Consider the following 22,669-nt stretch of genomic DNA (forward strand, 5'->3'; position numbering starts at 1 on the left):
ATTTGGGCAATCGCGTCCATAGCGGTTGGGGAATTTGATCTGACATGCATTGATCTTAGGCGCGCCGAATTCCAAGGAGAAGCTCGAAATGCCTCGGCAATCAGCGCCAAAATCTCACCTGTGAATCAGACCGGGCAGCCTGCACACGTTTGCTTTCGCCGGCTGCCGGCCGCCTGCTGCTGCCTGCTAGAGTGGCCCAATTCGGTTGTTGCATTCTGAACGCATGTACATTATATTGCCGGCTCGGAGTGCATGGGCTCCGCGATTGGTCTTTGGCAATTTGAAAAACTTTCATGACGCTGCAGCGGCGGCCGAGATTGCTGCGCGCAGCGGTGTCTGGCCAAAGAGTGTCTCTGGTCAAAAACTGGGCCAGGGCAAAGTCGGTTGGCGAGAATAGCGGCCCAGGAATATCAGACCCTTAGGCTATCGCCGCTCAATGCCAGCCGTCACATCATGTTGGCATTAATTCGCCGACAATTCGCCCCGGCGGACGTAAAGGGAGCGAATTCTGCCAATCAGCCAGTGTGAATCGCTCGGAGAATTGCAAGCAAAACGCCGCAGCCCGACGCGCACAATTGGAGAGTTTTGTCCAGGAATAAAAATCCTAGTTAAAATTGCCAAAACCAACCCGCGCTCAGTTCACCACATTCCGCAGGCGCTGGCCGGTGAGCGCCCGGCGGATGGCGGCGGCCCCTTTGGTGCGCATGTCGCGGAAGCCTTGTTCGGTATAGAAGGCCGCATGCGGATTGACGATCAGCCGGTGATGGGCCGGATGGTTCGGGTCACGCCAAGCCCGAATCAGCGGATCATTTTCCGCCGGCGGTTCTTGGGGCAATACATCGAGGGCCGCCCCGGCCAGTTGTCCGCTGGCGATGGCCGCGGAAATGGCCGAGGTATCGACCACCGCTCCGCGTGATGTGTTCACCAAATACGAACCTTTTGGCAGCCAAGCCAGCGATTGGGCATTGATAAAATGCCGGGATTCCTCGGTGAGCGGACAATGCAAGCTCACGATGTATGCTTGCCGCAAGAGTTCTTCCGGCGTTTCCGCTCGCCGCACGCCGATGGATTTATCGTTGCCATCGGGCAAGAGTGGATCGTAGAACACGACATCCATGCCCATCGCTTTGGCTCGCAAAGCCACGGCCGTGCCAATCCGGCCGAAGCCGACAATGGCGAACACTTTTCCGCGCAGGCGTTGCAAAGGCGCGGCCTGCGTATACAACCACTCGCCCAGGCCGGCCCGCAACTGAGAATTTTGCCGATGAATGCCGCGCGTGAGAGCCAGGGCCATGCCGATGGCGCTATCGGCCACGTCTTCGGTGCCGTAATCGGGCACGTTGCACATGGGAATGCCCCGGGTGCGGGCGAATTTGTAATCGACATTGTCGATTCCCACGCCGCACCGAACGATCAGTTTGCAACATTTCAGCCGTTCGAGAGTAGGCCGAGTAATCGACAAGTTGTGGTACACCATCATGGCGTGTGCATTTTCCAGGCGGTCGACAATTTCGTTTTCATGGAAACCATTCAATGCCACGACATCGGCAATATCGCCCAGGATTTTTTCTTCGGGCTCCAACGAACCGGTGACGAAATCGGTAATGGCGACGAGGAAACGCGACATCGATGGCTCGGTATTTGAACGATGGGAAATGGAATGGCCAGGACGGCAACAATCAAAATTCAGACTCACCAAAATAAAACGAGGCCCTGGATTTCGCCAGGGCCTCGCTTGAATTTGCTACGTTTGCGGACGATCCGCCACAATCAACTAGTAAGCCACCCGCACACGTCCAAACAACCCGCGATAATACACTGGGGCCGCATAAGCCGGAGCATAATACGTGGGCGCGTAGTACGAAGTTACCGGCGCCGGAGCGTAGTAGGTGGTGACCGGCGTGGGAGCATAATACGTGGTGACTGGCGTAGGAGCGTAATAGGTGGTAACCGGAGCGGGCGCGTAGTACGCAGTGGTCGTCACCGGTTCGGCAACCGTCGTCGGGGCATAATACGCCGTGGTGGTTGTCGGATAATACGAAGTTACCGTGGTGGGCATGGGCGAGCCGGTTACCACGGAAGCCGTGGTGCTGGGCACCACGCTGGGCGCGTAATAAGTGGTCACGGGCGCGGCCACTGCCGGACCGGCGCAGCCACAATCCGCCTGTGCGACCCCTACAACACCCAAAACCGTTACCGCAAGCAAGGCAGATAAAACTCGATTCATCGGACACCTCCTAAACATGATTTGTCGATTGAGATGTGTTTTGCAGCGGTTGACAGTGCCAACTGCAAACGAAATGGATTACGAAAAGAGGAGCGATATTGCACTGCATAGTGCTTACGCAAGTATGTCACTTGAACCTCCGAAAGGCAAGCAACGCACATCGAATGCCGCGCCCAATCTTGAAGAAATTTTTTTGTCCGTGTCAGCGGTAGTGCAAGCAAGTTGGGGATTTAGGTTAATCGAATCGATTATGTCGAAAATGACGGCTGGCACTGGCCGCTAGCAAGTCACAAGCGCGCGATCGAAATGAAGTCGCTGCGGTGCGGTTTTGGCCGAGACCACCCTGTGGCATTGCTTTACGCTGTGCTCGCCGGAATTGTTTTGCAATTTGCCGGCGGTGCTGTCTGCCTGCTGCTTTCTGCAGTCTGCATGTCTGGCGACTGCCGCCGTGATGATTGCTGCTTTAAGTTGGATCTGGCCGTCAACATTGGGCAGAAAATTTTGCCGCGCACCGTTACTGAGTTGCGGCGGCGTCGGCCAAGCCAAACCGGCGAGAGAACCGGACGGAGCGATGCTTGGCATACCATTGTTGCTTGGCGGGGTTCGTTGAAAATCGGCGATGTCGAGTACCGTCTGGCATGGTCCACGCTCCTTTCTACCCTTACAGCGTGGAACGGACAGCTTTGTTACAGACCGCTGGGATCGCTCCCAATTCCTCACCCAAACGCCAGGAATTGGCCCGGTTTCGCGGCTGAAATCCCAGTAACTTGAGTTCACCGCTCGGGGAGGTTCAAATGGGGTCCGTTCTATTCCAGCACACGTTTCGCGGAAATCTACCCTCACCGATCTTCAGGAGCCTTTGACACCTCATGCGCCATCCACAAAACTGCTTCACGGTTTTTTTCACCCTGCCGGCCGTTGTCTTCTTCACTATCATTAGCATGACCCTGCAAACCCATCCGCTGGCCGCCGCCGCTGCTACACCGACCGGCACCGCACGAGTGTATGTGGGCACCTACACCGGCCACGGTAGCCAGGGGATTTATCAGTTCGATCTCGATTTGGCGACCGGCAAACCGACCAAGCCGGAACTGGCCGGGGAAGCGGTGAATCCTTCGTTTGTGGCACTCCACCCCTCGGGCAAGTTTTTATACTCGGTGAGCGAGATTTCCGGCAGCGATGGCAAAAAAGGAGGCGCGGTCAATGCGTTCGCCCTTGATCCGGCGACGGGAAAGCTAACGCTACTGAATCAAGAATCGTCCGGCGGCCAGGGGCCCTGCCACGTGTCGGTCGATCACGCCGGCAAGTTTGCACTCACCACCAACTACAACAGCGGCAGCGTGGCCGTGCTGCCGATTAACGCCGACGGCACATTAAGCCCGGCCAATGCGTTCGATCAACACGCAGGTTCCGGACCAAACAAGTCGCGGCAAGAAGGACCGCACGCGCATTCAGCGAACATGGATCCAACAAATCAATTCGCCATCGTGTGCGATTTGGGGCTAGATAAAATTTTCATTTATCGCTTGCATTCCGATGGCACACTCACGCCGAACGATCCGCCAACGGTGTCTGTTGCGCCGGGCAGCGGACCGCGGCATTTTACGTTTCATCCCAACGGCAAATTCGCCTACGTGATAAACGAAATGGGCTCCACCATCACGGCCTTCAACTGGGACGCCGCCCAAGGCACGCTCACGGAAACGCAAACCATTACCACGCTGCCCGAGGGCATGACCCTGCCCAATAACACCACAGCCGAGGTGCAGGTACATCCCAACGGCAAATTCCTGTACGGCTCCAACCGCGGGCACGACAGCATTGCCATGTATTCCATCGGCCCGGCCACGGGGAAACTGACGTCCCTGGGGGAAGTGCCCAGCGGCGGCAAAACGCCCCGCAATTTTGCCATTGATCCGACCGGCACCTGGCTGTTGGCGGCGCATCAAAACAGCAAGAACATTTGCGTGTTCCATATCGACCCGACCACCGGTAAGCTGGAAGCGACGGGCGACTCGGTGGAAGTGGCCAATCCGGTGTGCGTAAAGTTTTATTCGCCGCCAAAGTGAACTCCGATAAAAGCCGGAAGATATGGCCGCGAATGAACGCAAATCAACGCGAATTCGGAAATGCCCTGCACCAAAATTCATGTTTGGGACGCTAATGTCTTGTTAGATTACCCTTCGTTTATATTTGCGTTCAATTGCGGCACAAATTTTCGACCATCCATTACGCAAAGGGCTCATGATTATGCCGCTTGTCAACAAGCTCGAATCGTTCGAACCGGCCAAAAAAGTTGGCGGACTGCTGGAAGAATTCAAAGCTTTTGCCTTTAAAGGCAGCATGATCGATCTGGCGATCGGCGTGATCATTGGCGCCGCCTTTGGAACCATCGTTAAATCGCTGGTCGACAACATCGTCATGCCGCTGGTGTCGTTGGCGATTCCCAACGCCACCAGCTACGAAAATCTGAAATGGATTTTGTCGACGCAGACGGTCGATGGAAAACAGGTCGAAAAGGCGGTCTACTACGGCAAGTTTTTGGCAGATCTGCTCAATTTCGTGATCGTGGCCTTCGTGGTATTCATATTCCTCAAAAAGCTGATGGGCTGGCTGATGCACGCCAAGCAGCAAGAAGCCGCGACCGCCTCGCCGCCGCTATCGAAAGATCAACAACTGCTCACCGAAATTCGCGATTTGCTGAAGCAGCGCAGCACCTGAAGCACAATTCCAATTGAACCGCAGAGACGCGGGGACGCAGAGAGACAGCAGATTTATTAGGAAGACAGGAAGTTAGGAATTCAGGAAAAGAGCGGCAGCTGCTTATTGAACGCACTTCCTGGTTTCCTGGCTTCCTTATCAATTTGCTTGCTCTGCATCTCCGCGTCTCTGCGGTGAAAAATTGCCTAAGCTGGCGTGCTGCCAAACAGCTCTTTCACGGCTTTGCCATTGCCGTCTTTGGTGACGTAGAAGGGGCGTTTTTCGATTTCAAACGCCGTTCGGGGAGAAATGCCCAGCGCCGTGAGCATCGTGGCGTGCAGGTCGCTGACGGAAATCTCTTTCGATTTATCGGTGACAAAACAGGGGCGGTCTTCGGCGGTATCGCCGTACAAAAAGCCACGCTTCATGCCACCCCCCCACAATACCACGCTGGAAGAACCGGTGAAGTGCCGGTGCAGGCCGTAATGAATCGGCAGTTTCAGCACGTCGGTTTTGGCCCGCGATTGATCGCGCGCCGTGCTGCCGGGCACACCTTCAATCATCATGTCGCGGCTGAACTCGCTGGCCAGGACCACCAGCGTACGATCCAGCAGGCCGCGCTGTTCCAAATCTAAAATCAATTGGGCAATCGGTTGATCGACTTCCTTCTTCATGCGCACGGTGGTAGCGTGGCCATTTTCGTGAGTATCCCAATTCACAAACGGGACATATTCGCTGGTCACTTCAATGAACCGCGCTCCGGCTTCGGTCAGCCGCCGCGCCAACAGGCAGCCCAGCCCAAAGCGGCCGGTGTTGTATTTATCATAGCTCTCCTTCGGCTCCAGCGTTAAATCAAACGCTTTGGCATCGGGCGAGCTGAGCAGCCGATGGGCATTTTCCATCGACCGCAACATCGATTCCTGCTGATACGCGCTGCCGAATTCGCCCAGCGGGCTTTGCTTGGCCAATTCCTGGTACTTGGCATACCGGGCTTGAAATCGCTCCGGCGTCATTCCTTTGGGCGGTCGCACGGAGTCGGCTGCTTGATCGGGGAACGGCAGCGCAAAGGGACCAAACTCGGTCCCCAAAAAACCCGCCGTGTGAAAGGCCTTCAGTTCTTCCTTTTCGCCAATGCCTTCCAGCCGCTGGCCCACGTCGATGAAGGCCGGCACGGCCGGATTTTTCGGACCCAGCACTTTGGCAATCCACGCGCCAATGTGCGGTGCGGCCACGGTTTGCGGCGGCACGTAACCGGTGTGCCAATGAAACTGATGCCGCGAATGCAAAATGTGGCCCAAATCGGGGAGCACAGCCGAACGGATGAGCGTGGCCCGATCTATCACTTGGGCGATGTTTTCCAGCCCTTCGCAAATTTTGATGTTGTCGACCGCGGTATCGATGGCCGGAAACGTGCTCATGATTTTTTCGACTGGCAAGCCGACTTCAAACGGCGCGTAGCGCTTGGGATCGAAGGTTTCCGGCGCTGCCATGCCGCCGGCCATCCACAACAAAATGAGTGTATCGGCGGTGGACTTGGGGTTCTCCGCCGCCTCGGCATCGCCGCCGTGCGGATTCGTACTTTCACTGGCCCGCAACCACCGCCGCGGCTCGCCGGCCGCTAAAGCGGAAAGCGTGGCCACGGAGGCCATTTTCAAAAAATTGCGCCGATTGAAATGAGAACTCATAGGATTTTACCGATTCGATTTTAGTGCCTGGTTTTGCAACTCGGGCGATCGCTTCATTTCCACTTTACAAACAGCACGCCTTTCCCGTCGGACAACCAGGTGGGATCTTTCACCTGGTACGACAGCTTGCCTTCAAAGGGGCGCACGGGTTTGGACACCTCAGAATTTTCCACCGCGTAAATGTCGTAAACCTTGTCGGGACTAGCAAACAGCATAATGGAATTGCTCGGGGCCCAGTTCGGGGAGCGGCTCATTCCATGGCCTTCCCACAGCGCTCGGGGCGTTTGTCGCTCTTGATCCGCTGCCAGAATTCCCAACGTGTGATCGGAATTGCTGAAGTACACAATGGCAATTTGTTTCCCATCGGGCGACCAGGCCGGCGTGCCGGTAATGTTTCGCGCTTCCGTGGTCAGGCAAATGGAGTTGCCGGCCAGAATGTCATACACGTGGACTTGGCCGTCGGCCAAGTAGGCAATGCGACCACCATCGGGCGACCACCGCCCCGAATCCGCACCGAACATCCGCTGCCGGCCGCCGCCGTCGGAATTCATCACGTACAAGCCGGGCTTTAAATCGTCGCCGGTTCCTGGGGCCACGGTAAAGCAAATTTGCGTGTTGTCGGACGACCAGCTCGGCAATAATCCCGGGCCCAAATCTTTGGGCGTGCCACCTTCGTTAGGCACCACATAAATATGGTCCAGCGCCGGAGAGGGCTGACCGGCCTCGTTAAAACCTGTCGAGCTGTCGTAGGCAATCCACTTACCGTCGGGCGATTGTTGCGGGGAGGTGAAAGTTTCGGTGTCCGACATGGCGATGACCAATTCGGGCTTCGCCCCTGTGGCGCTTAAGCGATAGAGCCCTTTGCTTCCGGGTTCCGCTTCCGCTCCACGGCCAATCCCAGGGCCCACGACCAGCGGCAACAACACGACCGACATCGCCACCACGGCGGTTTCCAAAAAATTGCGCCGGTTGAATGCTGAACTCACCCTAGAAACCTCTATTTAATCAATTGAAACTCCGGCAGCATGAACAAGCACCACATGAAATCGCTCAGGCTGTCGTTGGTGATTGTGTCGCCCAATATCTGTTGGGCAGCAGCCGCTTCCTTCTCAGTCGGTTTGCGACAAAGTGCCGTCTGATATAACGATTGGATAGTATCGTCGATGGTTTGATCGGGATGATCTTTCCGCCATTGCTGAGCCCCTTTCGCCATAAGCTTGGTCATGTCGGGTCCGTTGGTCAGGTCCAGCGCTTGCAGCGTGCTGAGATCGTCGGGGCGGGTGGTCACCACCTGATCGCGATTGGGCCGACCCAACGAACGCATCAGCAAATCGCACGTTAACAATGACGCCCGGGCGGGCTCTTCGCCACGATCGGGGAATTTTAACGTCGGCTTTTTTTCCACTTCGGCGGTCGGGTCTTTGTCATCTTTGGCCGTCGGCTTTTTCTTCTCGGGAACGTTCACCGGGGCCGGCGGTATAGTGTTGGTGATGCGCCAGACGGCATCCATAAACTGCTCGGCCGTCAGCCGCCGGGCCAGCGGGCCACGGAAAGCGGGCGCATCTGCCGGGGCATTCGCCAGGGGTTCCAGGCAGCGAGCTTGATAAATTTTAGACGTCGTGATGAGCCGTAAAATTTTCTTCATATCATAACCGTTGTCGGTCAGTTGAAACGCCAAGTAATCGAGCAAATCGGCGCTCCAGGGAGTGCCATCCATGGCGTCGACCGGGTGCACGATGCCGCGCCCCAGCAATCGCTGCCACAAGCGGTTGACCAGCGTGCGAGGCAAACGGCCATTGCGCGAATCGGTAATCAGCGCGGCCAATTGCTCCAGCCGCTCCTTGCGCGGCACACTGGCATCAATGCTGCCCAACTCGGGAAAGATGAATGCCGGCGACGCCGTTTTTCCGGTGGGTACATCGCAGCGGTACATTTCCAAGGGGGCGTCGGCAATGACGGACGCCATGCCCCAGGAATCGGTCAGCTTCCAATCGTCGATGAAACTATCATGGCAGGAGGCGCATTTCAAATTCACGCCCAAAAACACTTGCCCCACGTTTTGTGAAAATTGCAGCTCCGGCGATTGCGCAGCGTTCACGTTGCCACGCCACTTAATGCCGTTGATAAAACCTTGCGCTGCGGGGGATGGGGCAATCAGCTCGCGCACAAATTCATCGTACGGTTTGTTTTGCAAAAGCGACGCATACAACCATTCCGTAATTTGTTTCCGGCCGCCATCGATGTAGCCGGTGCCGCTATAATCGTTGCGCAATAAATCGTTCCAAAACGTGAGCCAATGATCGGCATAGGCCACATTGTTGGAAAGCAACGCGTCGATCAACTTTTCGCGCTTGTCGAGCGAGTGATCGGCAACAAACTCGTCCAACTGTTGAGAAGTGGGGAGCAGCCCGACCAAGTCGAGATACACCCGGCGAGCAAACGTGGCATCGTCCACCGCTGGTGGAAAAGCGAGCTGGTGTTTGGCAAAATAGGCGTCGACGAACCGATCGATGGGATGTTGCCGCCCGTCCACTGCCGGCGGCAATTCCGGCGATTTCAAATCCAATAACTCGCTGGCCCCAACGGTCGACAGCGTTAGAAAGCAAAACGGTAGGGTCCGCAGCAGAAATCGCATGGTGGCGAAAGCAAGACGGCCGGGTTTGCAGGCGCGCTTAAAGTGCTATTATGGCATTCTTTGTCGGCAGTTTGCAACCCGCGAGTTCCAATCTACGCTTGTTATGCGGTCACATGAAACAATCACCGGCTGAGAACGGCCCGCTCTTCCCACAGACCACCAACCCATGACCAACCCATGAAACTTCCCGACCTGTTGGAACACTGCCACATTAAGGCTGGTAAAAAATTTCGGTTGAAAGATCACGATCCTTCCTGGGCGGGCGATCCTAAAATCGAGAAGGACGAGCGCAAAGAATTTGCCAACAAGGTGTTGTCAGAAGACGTGACTTCCATGGCCGAAGCCCAGGGCGTGTTATACGCTTCCAACACCTGGTCGATTTTGGTGGTGTTGCAAGCGATGGATGCCGCCGGCAAGGACGGCATCATCAAGCACGTGATGTCGGGAGTGAATCCGCAGGGTTGCCAAATTTTCAGCTTTAAGCAACCTTCGGCGGAAGAGCTGGACCATAACTTTTTGTGGCGCTGCACGGTGCGGTTGCCAGAGCGCGGCAAAATTGGCATCTTCAATCGCTCTTATTACGAAGAAGTGCTGGTCGTGAAAGTACATCCACAATTTTTAGCCGCCCAGCGCATTCCAGACGCGAAAATTGACAAAGACTTTTGGCATGCCCGGTATGAGGATATTAACAACTTCGAAAAGCACTTGTCGCGCAACGGCACTAAAATTGTCAAGTTCTTCCTCAATATTTCCAACGGAGAACAACGAAAACGGTTTTTGGACCGCATCGACGAAGCCGACAAGCATTGGAAAATTTCCCCTTCCGACATTTCGGAGCGCCAGCATTGGGACGAATACATGGACGCCTTTGAACAGTGCATTGAAGCCACCAGCACCGATTGGGCGCCGTGGTACGTTATTCCGTCGAATCACAAATGGGTCAGCCGAGCCCTCGTGGCAAATATTTTAGTGAAAACCATCGAGTCGCTGGGCCTGAAATACCCGGAAGTGACCGCCGATAAAATGAAGGCCATCGAGGCGGCAAAAAAACAACTGGAGAAGGAGAAAGAATAACGCCGCGATAGCACGGACTGCGATAATACCGCCCGTTTAACTATGGAAGCTGGCAAACTGCTTGCGATACAGCAGCCATGCCAACGCTGGCAGCGCCAGCGCAAATAGCAAAATCGATGTGGGCTCTGGAACCACCGATTCCGTCCCCTGTCCCGCCAACAAAAAATTGATCAGTGCCTGAACATCCGCGTTGTTGAATTTGCCGTCGCCGTTCACGTCGCCGATAAGCGTCAATTGACTGGCGGTTAGGTTTTTAGCAACTTCAAACGTGGGCATGTTTACCAATGCCGACAACATGGCCGGAAGATCAGCGGCATTCACCTGTTGATCGCGATTCAAATCGCCCGGCGGCACAATGGTGTAATCTGCCATGACCGGCAGGTGGTCGGTGTCGGTGGTCAAATCGCCTAAAATGGTTGTCCGGTTAGGCAGGTCGGATAAGGCGGTGTTGGAGCCCGAAGACACATTGCCGCCGTAGTTGACCGAGCCGTTGTTTCCAAACGGCGTTAAAGTGTTGGAAATTAATTGCGTTCCCGGTAGGGTGATTGTGGGGTTCGTTACCAACTGCAAATCGTCACGGAATTTGATACTTGTTGCGGATTCGGAATGTAGGGGCCAAAACTGAGGTGCGCTGGAACTATCTGTCCAATCATTGGTCGGATTGGCGGTATCGATTGCCTGCCCGGGCGAAGGGCTGCTAGCTACTAGCGTTTGGTACGTCTGCTCAGTGCTATCGTTAATGTTCCAATCGCCGGTATAAATAATGTGTGCGTTCGTCCCCAAAGTCGCGGCGTTGGCACGCACATCCTGCGCTTCGACTTTCCGACGCGTGGCGTCACTCGCAGTGGTACCCGATTTGGCGTGGCTCACATAAATGTAGAACTGGGTATATGCCGCGCCGCCGATAGGCTTTAACTGATAGCGTATGGGCGCCCGCGCTTCGCCGTTGCCGCCGAGATTAGTGGTGATAGTTTGGGCGCCCAGATCGGCAATGGTTTTTGTGTTGTAAATCAAACCGCTTGGGCCGCCGCCGGTACCTCCTGTGGTTGGGTCGACAACTAAAGGATCTGCAACTGCGTAAGTGCCGGCGCCGTAGAAAGCGTTTAATTGGTTGACAATAAATGTCTCTGTAAGCGGAACCTGGGAACCGTTGACATCAAGTTCTTCCAGGGCCAGGACATCGATTGGCTGAGCGTTGCCGTTGCTTAAATGTTCATTGCCGATGGCCTCCAACACGGGGATCAAACCGGGTCCGGCATCGGTTCCTCCCATATGTCCTGTCGCCCCGCCTGTATCCGCATCCAGGTTATATGTCACGATGCGCAGCGTCTGGGCGTGGCCAGTTGCCGCCATACCAACAGCCAGAAATGCCGCCAGGGCAATTGCCAAGTGCTGAGATTTCATACAACGGGAGAAAGATGGTCAGGGCCTAAAAAACGATCCACAGCCCTGCCAACCGCGACTCTTTTGAAGTGCTGCAACCATGGTGCGTGGAGTGCTTTAACGGATGTACTTCACAACCACTCAGCATACCACGCCAGCGACGTGCTGTCGCTGTTTACTTTAGGGGGTTTGCTCAGCTTTGTTGTGGGTGTAATGGGCTTCGGATTGCACAAAGCTGGGAGGATTTTCCGGCGCGCAACCCTTGGCGAGCGAGGGATTTAATAATCTGTCATCGCTTCGAGAGAGTGCATACTGGTCGAAATCATTTTTTGCCGTTATGATCGAGCGGCTAACCGTCCTGATTTGAACACTGCCGTGTCGTTGTGCGCGCCATGCATGGAGTTTGAGCTGTGGGCTCTTCGTTCTGGGAAGTCTTCACGCAGCTTTCGCTGCAACAGCAAATATACTTCGCGGTTGCGCTGTTGATTGCATTTGGATTCGAGTTCATCAATGGTTTCCATGATACCGCCAACGCCGTCACCACGGTCATCTACACCCGCACTTTACGGCCAACGCCGGCGGTGATTTTTTCAGGCGTGTGTAATTTCCTCGGCGTGCTTTTAGGTGGAACGGCGGTTGCATTTGCCATTGTCAATTTGCTCCCTGTCGATTTGTTGATTCAAAGCTCGTCGGTGCGTTCAATCGTGATGGTGCTTTCGTTATTGTTGGCGGGCATGATCTGGAATTTGGGAACCTGGTGGTATGGCTTGCCGGTATCAAGCTCGCACACGCTGATTGGATCGATCTTAGGCGTTGGTCTGGCAAACAGTTTGATTACCCGCCACAACCTTTCTGGCGTGAACTGGAGTAAGGCGACCGAAGTGGGAATGTCATTACTCATTTCTCCGATTATCGGATTTGTTGCCGCAGCCGGCTTGCTTCTTCTCATGAAGCGGCTGTTCAGGGATCCGAGCCTCTACCGTTCGCCCGACGAAGGCGACCATCCGCCGCGTTGGATTCGGTATGTGCTACTAGGAACCTGCGGCGGCGTGAGCTTTGCGCATGGTTCGAATGATGGGCAAAAGGGCATTGGATTGATTTTGCTAGCACTGATTGGTTTTTTGCCCGCCTATTGTTCACTGAACATGCACAGCGCGGAGCAAGCTGCCGATTTACGAACTGCCGCGATGTCGATGGAACATATTTTCGAAAAGGAACCGGGTAGCGCGGCCGCCTCATTGATGCCGGATTTACAAATGATTTGCGCAGCACTGGACGGTAAAGTTGCTCTCGCGGACGTGCCGCCGGCGGATCGATGGATGGTGCGCCAGGCGATTCTTCGCATTCAACAAAGGCTTGGCAAATCGACCCTTTCGCCCGAGGCAAATAAGGCTGTACGGGTCCCTTTCAAGCAACTTGTGCAGACTGTTGAATATGTGCCTTTTTGGGTAATTCTTGGGGTAGCGTTGGCACTAGGTGTTGGCACAACCATTGGCTACCGACGGATTGTCGTTACCATCGCCGAAAAAATTGGCAAAGCGCCTCTGACCTATGCTCAGGGAGCAACTGCAGAAATTGTCGCCGCAGCCACCATTGGCTTGGCCGACATCTTTCATATGCCAGTTAGCACGACGCACGTACTTTCTTCTGGTGTAGCTGGAACTATGTGCGCCAATCGTTCCGGCGTGCAAATGACCACCGTGAAACGAATTGGCCTTGCCTGGGTGCTTACTCTGCCAGCCGCAATTCTGTTGTCGGCCAGCCTATTTACGCTAGGTGGATATCTAATTCCCGGCGCCAGTCCGGCACTGGCCGTTGCATTATCGGCCATCGTTCCAGGTCCACATGGTTGAAACACGCGTTCAATGTGATTGGCTTTCTGGAAAACACCAGCAGCGGCGGTGCGGCAACGTACAGCAATGTCGGTGTAACTTATATCCCTGTGCCCGAACCAGCGTCGCTTGCATTGTTAGGATTGGGCGGCATTGAACTCGGCCAATCAGGACCAAGCCGCTTTCGAACTGAACGGTCAGCGTTACTCGCTCGTGGGAGTGAATCTGCATCAAGACAGTGGCTTGCCCGGTCAACTAAGTGCGCCGGAAGGTTGGGCGCAAACCGCCGCGGATATTCAGCAGCAAGTGGACCTAGTAATGGAACTTTGGGCGACGTTTGTACGCACGGTCCACTACGAATACAGCCAAGAGTTTTACAACGATGCTGACAAGGCGGGTTTGATTTTGCAGGTCGATGGCGACCTGCAAGGGACGATTACCTCCACCTCTTTAACTTCCGCGTTTGTGGAAAACTACGAAGATCAACTGACGGAAAACGTTAAGCAGAATTTCAACCATCCGTCGATTATTGCCTACAGCATGTTCAACGAAATTGGAAATTCCAGCGCCAAGGGCACTTTGATTTCCAATCTGAGCAGCTTTGTTCATAGTTTGGACCCCACCCGATATACGACCGTGGATAGCAATGATGGATCGAGCACTAACGCCATCGACAAAGCGGCCGATTTGTTGGGTACCCACCTTTACAATGGCTGGTACGGTGGTGTCCCACATCAGATGGGTCGCAGTTGGATAGCATGCACAATGCCAATCCGACGCTGCCCTTGGCAATTACGGAATACGGCGCCGGCGCCAGTCCCTTCCAGTACACGAACAACGTTGTCTTTCCTATACCGAACGCCAGCGGCACGCACCTGTATCCGGAAGATCTGCAAAACGAATTCGAGGAACTATCCTATGCGCAGTTTGCATCGCGCAATTATTTGTGGGCAATTGCCCTGTGGAACGCAAGGTTAGAATCCGTTACGGATCAGCAAAATCAAGTCGATCTGTTTTCTCGGTGACTTTTTTCGTGACTGTAGCTTGCTTATCGCCTAACTTGATACGACAGTAATACGTGCCCAGCATCGAGGCGGTATCATCTGGTTGATAGCTGGTCCAGGGAAAGTCGTTTTCCGGCTTGCCCGCCTCTTTCAGCAATTTGGCGGTGGTAAGACGTACCATCTCGATGGTGGCACCCTGCGAGGCATGCAGCTTCACATCGCGTGGCGCGGCTGCCCCTTCGGAAATGAACTCAAAGTCTTTTAGTCCCAGCGATTTGGCAACTGCTCGCAGTCCATCTTCATAAATGTGTTGCATTTGCCCATCGAGCTTATCGAGTTGATCTGCGCGGGCACTGTCAGATAGTTTTTGATTTTCAATGACAGCCAGCTTTTGCGCAACCACGTCTTCCATCTTCGATAAATAGGGTTCCAAAGTTTGCCGCGATGACTGCCGACTAAAAAGCTTTTGGCGGCGCAGCTCGATCGCGACTTCATCGTAAAAAGCATGGACGTAGAGATCTTGTGTATCGGAATCCATCATGTCTAATGCGCCCGCGTCCAATACTTCTAGCACGTCGCGCTGGATCTGATTTTTTCCGCCCACAGGAATAACCCAGCCCGACTTTAGGCTTTTAGCTGCAAGCTGTTTCAGTTGGTCGAACGTGAAGGGGGCCGAACCGGCAGCCTGCAAGGGAGTGATGCTGAGCAACACAAAATGCGCGGTCAAGCCGCCCAGTACGAGGACCATTTGTGCGCCGACATGATTGCGTGGCAAGTTTCTAGGCCGGCAAAGATGAGTCATATCGATTCTCCTGAAACTGCCACCAAAAACAATCGACCAGTGCCGCGAAGCCTGTCGCCAACAAGAGCCATAACAATAACAGAATGCCACGGACCAACCCAACCGTCCATGGGACCCAAATCGCATTGGGGTTATATTCAGCCCCAGCGAGAAGATCCTCGATCGTAACTCCCGGCGAATTGTCTAAGTGCTTGGCGATCGGCTCTTGAAGCCACAATCCACGCGATTCCAAATTTGGCCAACTTGGTGCGGGAATCGTGAATAGAGCCATCATGATGGCATACATAATCAAACTAGCCGTCAGGCAAATGATTAGCCATCGCGGGATTCGCCGCGGAACTAAATCGGACTGCACGCCTCGATCAATAGCAAACCAACCGCCTAGCATGGTTAATAACGAAAGAATAAAAGCTTGTAGCGCCGGGGGCCAAGGTGGACCGATACCGGCCCAGGCATCCAGCGCAAATAGCACAATGGCCAGCACCGTGACGCTTATTATTCCGCCCACATGGCGCCGGCGCCTGGTTTTGTCTCTAACTTGTCGTGCATGGTATACCTGAGTGCGATACTGCATAATCGACGACTCGCTCGCGCTAACCTCACTGTCGAGGTGAGCCAAATCGCCGATTTGCTCCTTCTTGAAGTACCAATCTAAAACTGCCAACAATGCATCAAGCGCTCGGATCACGTCGGCCTCGGAAAACTCCCGCGAAGTTTCGCCATGAACGGCGGCATTTCCCAATCCGCGAACCTGATCCATGTAGGCTTTGATGTGCAGATCAATCACGCCATCTTTCATCAATCGATCGATCACATTTTCCAATGGCCGGGTACCGCGTGGCTCTGGAATATGGCGGCGGAACAAATCGCTGGCCACATATTCCAGGATCTTTCGAGCGCGAACCAGCGCCATCGCTGGATCCGGCCGCGAGATCTGCTTCAATTGCGCCAAGGACTTTTTGATGTCATCAAACTCTTTCGATAAACGCTTCAAGCGCGCTTCGGCATCAGTAGTTGGCTCGGTAGCGGCTTTCACTAATGGTTTGGATTCAGACGCTGACATTGCAAATGAAGTGCGATGAAGGAAGGATGCGAAGCTACCCGTCCTGGAATTAACTGACATTTGCGGTCAATCACGTGACAGCACAGTTGTACTCTCACCCGACCGGCTCAGGAAGAAAAACTCGACTACTTCTTTCCGCGTTTTGGCAGCTGAATGGAGTGTTCATTTCCGGAAAACTACCGTTTTACGTTTAACAAGACCGTGGATGACCAAGAGAAACGGCCATTATATTCGAAGTCTTGTGAAGACAAAATATGCGACTCTGTAGCCAACCAGCAAACACAGCAAAAGCCGTGCGCCGACTCTTCGCCAACGTCCGCAGATCATCGTCGAGTGCTTTGATCTCGGTTCTGATGTCCACGGATAGACTGGTGATCGCCATAGTTGGAACTCCTAGAGAGCGAGATTCTTAAATACGCTTTCCGCTGATCTTCGACGCCAGCGTGCTGTTGGGTCCTGCGCTAATCTATCCCCTATTTCCATCCAAACTGGCGCAGCCGTAAGCCAAATTAGCGCAATTCCGAAGCCAATCTAGCGCAATGGTCAGGTCAGCACCCCCCCAAGCCGCCGCCAGCCAATTCCAGCAAAGCCAGCGCCAATAGGGCACCGAGGCGCAAACTCTATTGAACCACTCGATGATAATCGCTGTTAAACGATTTTATCTGGATCATCCGGCAATGGCATTAGCGTTTTACTAAGCTCCAGCAATTCAAATCAAATGGCTCTTACATCGTCAATTATTTTAGGCTGATCCTCTTCGCTGATGAAATAAGAGGGTTTCGCCTGTTTCGTTTCACCGCGGCGTCAATTGCTAAATGAGGGAACGCTCGCCGCAGTCAATCGTGCCATCTTACAGATCGCCAATCTTGCCGTGCCGAATGCGGGAATCGTTTCCGCCGCGGCCGGAAGTTCAGTGCAATTCATCGACGCGTTTTCCCAAAGCTCCGCCGGCACGACTCATGTTGATATTGGGGGCACTGTGATAAGCCAATTTGGCCTTGTCGCGATCGCCGCTACCGCCTCGTTGGCCGGCACATTGGACGTGCAGTTTGCACCCGGTTATACGCCGCCCCAGGTGACAGCTTCCCGGTGATGACCTATGCATCGCGTACCGACAATTTGATACGATTCATGCCACCGGCCTCGCCAGTGGTTTGGCCGTCACGCCCTAGTACAATGGGACGGATTTGACGCTCGTCGTGAGCACTGCCGCTGCCGGAATGGCGGTTGTATTGAATCAAACCACTTCAAATTCGACCAAAAATTCAACCCCGTCTATCGCGCGAGGCCTCGACGAATTGTTTGCAGACTCTTCAAAGGCAGCAGCACTTTCCCCCACAATAACATCAGGTGCTCGTACCGCGCAATGGATTGAACTTGTCCCCAATGCCGAAGTGGGAAGCATAAGTCGCACGATCGCGGCGGATTCGTTTGTCGACCCTTCGCCAATAACTGACCTGTTGGCGGACAACGATATCTCGGCCGTAAGCGATGAAGTATTTGCTGGCTTCGACGGCGATACTGCAATTCCAATTTACCCGCACGTCGGCGCACTAAAGGTAATCCGCAAGTGAATGAGGGCCGTCCATGCCCCGCAAATGTTCCGATGACAACTATTAACGCCGAGAAAACAGTTAGGAGTGGTAAAGTTTTCATGACAAACTCCTTTACTTTTTGCGAGATTGATTTCCTAAGATCACCTCTATGCTCGAAGTCGCAAAAAGTGCGTTTGGACGCTGAGAAACGCTCGTATCCAATGCTGACAGCTAGAGGCTAGTCGCTTCCCCATCGTCACGAGTCGCCAAGCATCGTAAAGTCAAGAAGTCGATGGTCTCGGAAATAAAATGCACCGATCCATCTAACATTAGCCCGAATACTCCACCAGGATGTAATGAAGTCAATGGATTCTTGGGCCTCGGGGATTATCCTCGACCCCATTCAATTCAAAAGTACGGCTGTTGGGTAGATATCTGATCGTAGTCATATTCCAAGACGACGGAGAAGATCCTGGTTTGCACTCTTCCGGCGATCCACCTAAACTGAAGGGGAGTTACATCGGCGGAATGATTCCAAGTATTCCTATCCGTTCGGTCGATACCAACTGATTCCTGCAACGCGTAGGGATTTCTGATGCAACTGGTTCTTCGACATATATCTGCACCGGAAATCGGCCGGTCGAACCTGGGTGAATTACTGATTTGCTCACAGCCCGATGCGGCAAACGCGCGTCGTGCTTTCGCCGAACTTGCCTTCCGCGAAGGCCCGTCGGCGTTTCCTCAAGGAACCGAACCAATCGTAGCGATCGTCGTCTCTGCCGATCCCACACTAGATGACGTCTTGGCCGCTGAGTTCGTACAGCGACAACTCGCCGGTGAGAAACTACCTGCCGGCTGCGCCGGTTTCGCAAGCTACGCAGCGCTTAATCGTGAAGCACTTAGGCCTGGCAACGTGTCGTTGGAAACTTCGCTTAAAGGTATCTTCATGGCCCTGCGTCAATCGGCCGGGCCAGACCTTTCGGTTGCGTCCGCTGGCGCCGCGTTTTTAGCTCGTTGGCGCATGCTTGCCGATCGCATCATCGCCGCCGCGCAGGCCGGTGTCGATCCATTCAACAGCCCATTTCCCGCAACTGATATTGAATTCGCTCGCGAACGTGCTTTTCTTAAGCACGATCGCGAAGTGTTTGCCGAAGATGTCAGGCGTGGCCAAGTGTGGCCAGTTCAGCTTCCCGGAGCGCCGCGGAAATCGCTCGGCCTGTACCTTCGCAACCCGAAAAGTTTGCTGTTCTGCGATTGGTGCCGCGAGCCACAGCCGGCGTTGCAAGGCAAGCCGTATTTGTTTTTGGCGGTCTACGACGAAACCACGCCGTGGAAATGGATCTTCTCCACCGACCCTGTCCACAAACTACCGCTTCTGGGCTTGTATGAGCAATTGCAAGCGGCCGAAACGGCGCACGCTTCCGCTGCCAGGCGTGATCGTCGCTGGTTCGACGGCGCGGCGTTTGGAAACACCCTCATTGCCGCGCCGAAAAACGGCACCGCGCTCAGCGATTCCCAGGTGATACAAATTGTCCGCAGTTGGGTGCATGCCACGCCGGATAGTGGGAAAAGCTTCCTGAGAAGGATCGAGCCGCCGCGAATAAGACTTCGCACAATCGGTGCGGTAATCACAATCGGACTGGTCATCGCGCTCATTTACGGACTATTTCACAACTCAATGGACAGTCGCCGCCCGCCCACGCAGGATGCACGACAGGGCGCCGATTCGCGACTAGCATTCGCCTTCGACGAACCCGTCCCCACTGGTGGCACGCGCCAAATCACCCTTGTCGAGGATCCGAAGCAATTCGACGAAGGACAAAAATGGGCCGTCGTCATCGGCTGCAACGCATACGATGACCGAACGGTTCCCCGACTCAATTACAGCGTGGCCGACGCCAGGCTCCTCAAGGACGATTTGACCAAGTACTGCGGTTATCCGGAGCAGCATATTCTGCTTATGACCGACGACGTGGATCGGCCACTACAGCCAGAGCGGAACCACCTCACTGACCAAATGAAGGATTGGTTTGCCAATTGCAAGGTCGGCGACACGGCTTTGTTGTTCTTCGCCGGCCACGGAATGATCGGTGAAGATGGTTCCGGGTATGTCATGCCGCTGGATTGGTCGCACGATAATCCCAAGCTCACTGCGGTGCGCATTAACGAACTGCGCGACGCATTGCGCGATTGCCACGCCACCCAAAAACTTTTAATTCTCGATTGCTGCCATGCCGGATCGGGCGAACGTAGCAACAACAATCAGGCCTTTGCCCCATCCATTGAAGGCGCGGGACCGGCCTTGCACGGCGAAGGACTCATAACGCTCGCCAGTTGCATGTATAACGAAACTTCGAAGGAATTCCCCGCGCAAAAACACGGGCTTTTCACTTATTACTTGACTAAGGGTTTAGAGGGGGCCGCCGATCTGAACGGCGATCATATTATCCTCAGCAGCGAATTGTACGACTACTTGTGCGACACAGTTTCACTGGCTGCTCAGCGCGATTTACACACGACCTCACAAAGACCGGTCGAGATTAAGGGCCAAGATGTCGCCGGCATGTTTGTCTTAGCCCGGACCCGCCCCCTACCTGCATCGCCCTCGAACAATGCACTGGCGCCATCTTCGAAGCCAGCAGCAACTACCACTTCGCAAATCGCATTGTCGCGCTCCGCAACATCGCCGGAAAGCAATTCGCCGCCAGCCACTCCCATCCAACCTGGCCCAACAATCACCAATAGTATCGGCTTGAAGCTCACGCTGATTCCCGCCGGCGAATTCATGATGGGGACCGGTGAGACGACGGAGCAACTTCGTCAGGCGTTCCCGTATGCGCAACCAGAATGGATGCTCGACGATCGGCCACAACATCGCGTGCGAATTACCAAGCCGTTTTACTTAGGTACGTATGCAGTCACTCTCGGCCAATTCCTTGATTTCTACCACAGCATGAAACATTCCGATTCCGCCTACAAATGCGAATGCGAAAAAGACGACAAAGGGGGCTGGGGGTACGATCCCAAAGATAAAGCCGGACCGCTGCTGCGCGCCACGCGCTTTGTTCCCTGGAACACAGGTTTTGAACAAACCAACAATCATCCCGTCGTAAATGTTAGCTGGAACGACGCGCACGCTTTTTGCCAGTGGCTAAGCAAAAAAGAGGGCCGAAAATATCGCCTCCCGACCGAGGCCGAATGGGAGTATGCTGCGCGCGCCGGCACCACCACCCACTATTACTTCGGCGATGACCCGGAAACGCTGTCAAAATATGAAAACGTCGCCGACAGCTCGTCCAAAGAGAAGTTTCCCGGCTTTTCTGCCATCGCCAGCCGCGATGGATTTGTTTTCACGGCTCCGGTCGGCAGCTTTCGCCCCAACGCCTTCGGCCTGTACGACATGCTTGGCAATGTCGAACAATGGTGTTCCGATTGGTATTCGGAAGATTATTCCAGTTCCAAAGCCGACGACCCCCAGGGTTGGCCGCAAGGTTCCGAACGCGTCCTCCGGGGTGGCACTTGGAATAACGACGCGTTTCACTGCCGCTGTGCGTTCCGCGACAACCATGATCCGTCGCGCTGCACCTACGACATCGGCTTCCGCGTCGTTTGCGAGCAATAAGCGCTTCAAAGTGTGCAATGCAGGGACGGGTGGTGCGCTCCGCTAGGGCGGTGGCGGCTAAACGGCGACATTCGGCATTCCCGGATTCCGGACGGCGTGGCCGTCCTTGTGCCCACGGGCAAAGCCCGGGGCTAAATCTCGGTCAGGAAAAAATCTTCGACAAACTTCTTGACGACAATTGTAGACTTTGCTACATTGTGTCTACAAAGGTAGTCAGTGAGGCAAAGGGATTAGGGATTAGAGGGTAGAGCAGAGGCGAGTGATTAGGAGCTAGCAGTTAAAAGCGAGAAATTAGCGATTAGCGATAATTAGTAATTTGCAATTAGCGTGTAGGAGAGAAATTATGTCACGGATGCCGGGCAAGTTGGGTCAGGCGGAATTGGAAATTCTGCAAATCGTGCAAGAGCATCAGCCGGTTACGGTGGGCGATGTCGCCCGCCAAGTCGCCGCCGATACGGGCAAAGCCCGCACCACCGTGGCCACGATGGTCGGCCGGCTCTTGCGCAAAGGCTTTCTCACGCGAAAAAAGGTGGAGGGAAAATTTCATTACTCGGCCCGCTTGAGCAAGCCCGAGCTCGATCGCGGCCTGGTGCAGCGGTTCGTGGAGCGGACGCTGGGGGGCTCGCTGTCGCCGTTTGTGGCGTACTTGGTGGAAAAGCCCGACGAGCTTACGCCGAGCGAAGTTCAACGCCTGAAGCAATTGCTGCGCGAAGTGCAGTGGACCGCAACCAACGGCAATCAGGAGAAATCGACATGAGCGCGTGGCTAGCATCGCTATACGCAGCCGGCCCTGGCTGGGGCGCGTGGATGTGGCGAATTTGTTGGCAAGCGGCACTGGTGATTGCCATTGCCTGGCTGCTGACGCTGCTGTTGCGACAGCGATCTTCGCGCTTGCGCTCCTGGATTTGGCGGCTGGCTTACGTGAAGCTGCTGCTGCTGTTCGTTTGGACCAGCCCCATCCGTTTGCCGCTGCTGCCGGCGGGGCAAGAGAGTGGTCAGGGGTCGATCGTAGAAAGTGGTCAGGGGTCAGGGGTCAATGGTCAGCAGCATCAAGCCGCGACCGGTGGTGATCTTTCCTCTTATAAAGCCGCGACCGTTGGTCGCGCT

Annotated in this window: 19 protein-coding genes; 9 read left to right on the forward strand and 10 right to left on the reverse strand. The window is 54.6% G+C overall.

Features of this window, described 5'->3' with window-relative positions:
* Window positions 1-634: 634 nt before the first annotated feature.
* The 3 genes from VFE46_12710 to VFE46_12720 all read right to left on the reverse strand — a co-directional run bounded on the left by VFE46_12710 (window position 635) and on the right by VFE46_12720 (window position 2,867).
* Window positions 635-1,627 carry a C-terminal binding protein gene (locus VFE46_12710; protein ID HZZ28855.1) on the reverse strand — a complete coding sequence of 331 codons (993 nt, stop codon included), beginning with the start codon at window positions 1,625-1,627 and terminating at the stop codon, window positions 635-637.
* Between the two features lie 147 nt (window positions 1,628-1,774).
* The gene (locus VFE46_12715) at window positions 1,775-2,227 is read right to left on the reverse strand and encodes a hypothetical protein (protein ID HZZ28856.1); all 453 of its coding nucleotides are present in this window, start codon (window positions 2,225-2,227) and stop codon (window positions 1,775-1,777) included.
* Between the two features lie 514 nt (window positions 2,228-2,741).
* Complete coding sequence (locus tag VFE46_12720) at window positions 2,742-2,867, reverse strand: hypothetical protein (GenBank protein ID HZZ28857.1); 126 nt, start codon at window positions 2,865-2,867, stop codon at window positions 2,742-2,744.
* Between the two features lie 301 nt (window positions 2,868-3,168).
* Here VFE46_12720 and VFE46_12725 point away from each other — a divergent pair, with 301 nt between their 5' ends.
* Window positions 3,169-4,296 (forward strand): lactonase family protein, encoded by a 1,128-nt coding sequence (locus VFE46_12725; protein ID HZZ28858.1) that lies wholly within the window; start codon window positions 3,169-3,171, stop codon window positions 4,294-4,296.
* A 175-nt stretch (window positions 4,297-4,471) separates the two neighbouring features.
* Complete coding sequence (gene mscL, locus VFE46_12730) at window positions 4,472-4,948, forward strand: large conductance mechanosensitive channel protein MscL (protein HZZ28859.1); 477 nt, start codon at window positions 4,472-4,474, stop codon at window positions 4,946-4,948.
* Between the two features lie 185 nt (window positions 4,949-5,133).
* Here mscL and VFE46_12735 read toward each other — a convergent pair whose 3' ends face one another.
* Genes VFE46_12735 through VFE46_12745 form a run of 3 tightly spaced genes read right to left on the reverse strand, consistent with a single transcriptional unit; the run spans window position 5,134 to window position 9,247 of the window.
* Entirely contained in the window at window positions 5,134-6,612 is a 1,479-nt protein-coding gene (locus VFE46_12735) for a DUF1501 domain-containing protein (protein ID HZZ28860.1), read from the reverse strand.
* 53 nt (window positions 6,613-6,665) lie between these two features.
* Complete coding sequence (locus tag VFE46_12740; GenBank protein ID HZZ28861.1) at window positions 6,666-7,598, reverse strand: hypothetical protein; 933 nt, start codon at window positions 7,596-7,598, stop codon at window positions 6,666-6,668.
* An 11-nt stretch (window positions 7,599-7,609) separates the two neighbouring features.
* Window positions 7,610-9,247 (reverse strand): DUF1549 domain-containing protein, encoded by a 1,638-nt coding sequence (locus VFE46_12745; GenBank protein ID HZZ28862.1) that lies wholly within the window; start codon window positions 9,245-9,247, stop codon window positions 7,610-7,612.
* A 177-nt stretch (window positions 9,248-9,424) separates the two neighbouring features.
* On the opposite strand from VFE46_12745, the gene VFE46_12750 reads away from it, so the two are divergent.
* Complete coding sequence (locus VFE46_12750) at window positions 9,425-10,321, forward strand: polyphosphate kinase 2 family protein (GenBank protein HZZ28863.1); 897 nt, start codon at window positions 9,425-9,427, stop codon at window positions 10,319-10,321.
* A 36-nt stretch (window positions 10,322-10,357) separates the two neighbouring features.
* Here VFE46_12750 and VFE46_12755 read toward each other — a convergent pair whose 3' ends face one another.
* Complete coding sequence (locus VFE46_12755) at window positions 10,358-11,725, reverse strand: dockerin type I domain-containing protein (protein ID HZZ28864.1); 1,368 nt, start codon at window positions 11,723-11,725, stop codon at window positions 10,358-10,360.
* 389 nt (window positions 11,726-12,114) lie between these two features.
* Between VFE46_12755 and VFE46_12760 the strand changes: the two genes are divergently transcribed.
* Together VFE46_12760 and VFE46_12765 are read left to right on the forward strand one after the other, a co-directional pair.
* On the forward strand, window positions 12,115-13,557 hold the full coding sequence (locus tag VFE46_12760) for an inorganic phosphate transporter (GenBank protein ID HZZ28865.1): 1,443 nt from the start codon (window positions 12,115-12,117) through the stop codon (window positions 13,555-13,557).
* 132 nt (window positions 13,558-13,689) lie between these two features.
* The gene (locus VFE46_12765; protein ID HZZ28866.1) at window positions 13,690-14,514 is read left to right on the forward strand and encodes a glycoside hydrolase family 2 TIM barrel-domain containing protein; all 825 of its coding nucleotides are present in this window, start codon (window positions 13,690-13,692) and stop codon (window positions 14,512-14,514) included.
* A gap of 6 nt (window positions 14,515-14,520) precedes the next feature.
* On the opposite strand, the gene VFE46_12770 is transcribed toward VFE46_12765, so the two are convergent.
* Window positions 14,521-15,252 (reverse strand): hypothetical protein, encoded by a 732-nt coding sequence (locus VFE46_12770; GenBank protein HZZ28867.1) that lies wholly within the window; start codon window positions 15,250-15,252, stop codon window positions 14,521-14,523.
* Window positions 15,253-15,319: 67 nt separating this feature from the next.
* Entirely contained in the window at window positions 15,320-16,405 is a 1,086-nt protein-coding gene (locus VFE46_12775; GenBank protein ID HZZ28868.1) for a DUF4145 domain-containing protein, read from the reverse strand.
* A 1,199-nt stretch (window positions 16,406-17,604) separates the two neighbouring features.
* Here VFE46_12775 and VFE46_12780 point away from each other — a divergent pair.
* Window positions 17,605-17,979 (forward strand): hypothetical protein, encoded by a 375-nt coding sequence (locus VFE46_12780; protein HZZ28869.1) that lies wholly within the window; start codon window positions 17,605-17,607, stop codon window positions 17,977-17,979.
* 192 nt (window positions 17,980-18,171) lie between these two features.
* Here the strand turns inward: VFE46_12780 and VFE46_12785 are convergent, their stop codons facing one another.
* Window positions 18,172-18,306, reverse strand: coding sequence for an H-X9-DG-CTERM domain-containing protein (locus tag VFE46_12785; GenBank protein ID HZZ28870.1), 135 nt, complete (start codon window positions 18,304-18,306; stop codon window positions 18,172-18,174).
* Between the two features lie 229 nt (window positions 18,307-18,535).
* On the opposite strand from VFE46_12785, the gene VFE46_12790 reads away from it, so the two are divergent.
* The 3 genes from VFE46_12790 to VFE46_12800 form a co-directional block, all read left to right on the forward strand.
* Window positions 18,536-21,562 (forward strand): SUMF1/EgtB/PvdO family nonheme iron enzyme, encoded by a 3,027-nt coding sequence (locus VFE46_12790; protein ID HZZ28871.1) that lies wholly within the window; start codon window positions 18,536-18,538, stop codon window positions 21,560-21,562.
* Window positions 21,563-21,905: 343 nt separating this feature from the next.
* Window positions 21,906-22,319 (forward strand): BlaI/MecI/CopY family transcriptional regulator, encoded by a 414-nt coding sequence (locus tag VFE46_12795; protein HZZ28872.1) that lies wholly within the window; start codon window positions 21,906-21,908, stop codon window positions 22,317-22,319.
* Window positions 22,316-22,669 (forward strand): hypothetical protein (locus VFE46_12800; GenBank protein HZZ28873.1); only part of this gene is annotated, 354 nt, incomplete at its 3' end. The genes VFE46_12795 and VFE46_12800, both read left to right, overlap by 4 nt.

The sequence above is a fragment of the Pirellulales bacterium genome (genome assembly GCA_035656635.1).
Lineage (GTDB): Bacteria > Planctomycetota > Planctomycetia > Pirellulales > JADZDJ01 > DATJYL01.